The 1123-nt window shown below is 70.8% G+C and carries 2 protein-coding genes; both read left to right on the top strand.

Features of this window, described 5'->3' with window-relative positions; translation table 11 throughout:
- Nucleotides 1-508, top strand: a 508-nt coding sequence (locus tag AB4Y86_RS19390) for a sensor histidine kinase (RefSeq protein WP_441403745.1), incomplete at its 5' end; no start/stop codon positions are given.
- Nucleotides 505-1123, top strand: a 619-nt coding sequence (locus tag AB4Y86_RS19385; protein ID WP_441403744.1) for a response regulator, incomplete at its 3' end; no start/stop codon positions are given. The genes AB4Y86_RS19390 and AB4Y86_RS19385, both read left to right, overlap by 4 nt.

Below are 1123 nucleotides of genomic sequence, written 5' to 3'. Positions count from 1 at the left end.
GCTGTCCCGCACGGGCCGGACGGCGATGGCGGACATGCGCCGGGTGCTCGGCGTCCTGCGCGATGACTCCGCCAACGGACCCGCCTCCCGGGAGCCGCTCGTGAGCGCCGACGCCCTGGCCAGGCTGCTGGCGGGATTCCGTACGGCGGGGCTGCCGCTGCACTACTCGCACACCGGACCCGCGCTCCCGGAAGATACCGCGTTCCTGCTGACGGTGTACCGGATTGTGCAGGAGTCCCTGACCAACGTGCTGCGCTACGGCCGGTCCCTGGGCCGTGTGGATGTCAGGATTGCCCGGACGGGCGATACCGTCAGCATCGAGGTGCAGGATGACGGCAAGGGAAGCCTTGAGCCCGCCGCGGTGCCGCTCGGCTCCGGCCAAGGCGTCCCGGGCATGCGGGAACGCACCCGGATCTACGCCGGCGGCGTGGAAGCCGGCCCGGCCGCGAACGGCGGCTGGCTGGTGCGCGCCGTCTTGAGCTGCAATGGAGAGAAGGAGAACCGATGAGTGAATCCGGACCGATCCGCATCCTGCTGGTCGATGACCAGCCCCTGCTCCGGATGGGGTTCCGGCTGATCCTCGAAGGCGAGGATGACCTGTGCGTTGTCGGCGAGGCCTCCGAGGGCGCCGAGGCTGTACGCCGGGTGGCCGAGCTGCGGCCCGACGTCGTGCTGATGGATGTGCAGATGCCCGTACTCGATGGAATCGAAGCGACGCGGGCCATCTCTTCCAGCGGGTCGGCGGCCCGGATCATCATCCTGACCACCTTCGACCTCGACGAGTACGCCTTCGCCGGGCTGCAGGCCGGGGCCTCCGCGTTCCTGCTCAAGGATGTGGCGCCCGCGGAGCTGGTCAGCGCCGTCCGGGTCGTGGCCCGCGGCGACGCCGTCGTGGCGCCGCGCATCACGCAGCGGCTGCTGGAGACGTACGTGCGCAGCGGCCGGCCGGCCGACGACGGCGCCGCTCCGTCGCCGCCCTCCCCCGGTGCCCGGATGGGCAGGGATCGCCTGCTGGAGGATCTCACCCCGCGCGAGACCGAGATGCTGGAGGCCATTTCCGAGGGCCTGTCCAACGCGGAAATCGCGCACCGGTACTTCCTGTCGGAGGCGACCGTGAAAACCC

The sequence above is a fragment of the Arthrobacter sp. 2YAF22_2 genome, assembly GCF_052114645.1.
GTDB lineage: Bacteria > Actinomycetota > Actinomycetes > Actinomycetales > Micrococcaceae > Arthrobacter.
This window is presented reverse-complemented; position numbering and strand designations above follow the sequence as displayed.